1 protein-coding gene is annotated in these 278 nt (G+C 57.2%); it reads left to right on the top strand.

Annotated elements, in window-relative coordinates; translation table 11 throughout:
* Positions 1-278, top strand: a 278-nt coding sequence (locus SB764_RS39610; protein WP_410866697.1) for a fumarylacetoacetate hydrolase family protein, incomplete at both ends; no start/stop codon positions are given.

Genomic DNA, 278 nt, shown 5'->3' on the forward strand with positions numbered 1-278 from the left:
GTAATCGTCAACGATTATTCCGCGCGTGACATCCAGATTCCGCAGATGCAGTTCTACAAGGGCAAGAGCTATCGTACGTTCGGCCCCGTCGGTCCTTACCTTTGCCTCCTTGAGAAACATGATCTTTCGAAGTTAAAGGAGCTCGTGCTGACGCTGACGGTAAACGGAACCGTCCGCCAGAACGACTCCACTTCGGGTCTCGTCTACGGTCCGGCAGAGACCTTGACGGAGCTTTCCCGCGTACACGACCTGCGCACCGGGGATCTGCTCGCGACGGG

Source organism: Paraburkholderia sp. SIMBA_027 (assembly GCF_046535315.1).
In the GTDB taxonomy this organism is placed as follows: domain Bacteria; phylum Pseudomonadota; class Gammaproteobacteria; order Burkholderiales; family Burkholderiaceae; genus Paraburkholderia; species Paraburkholderia tropica.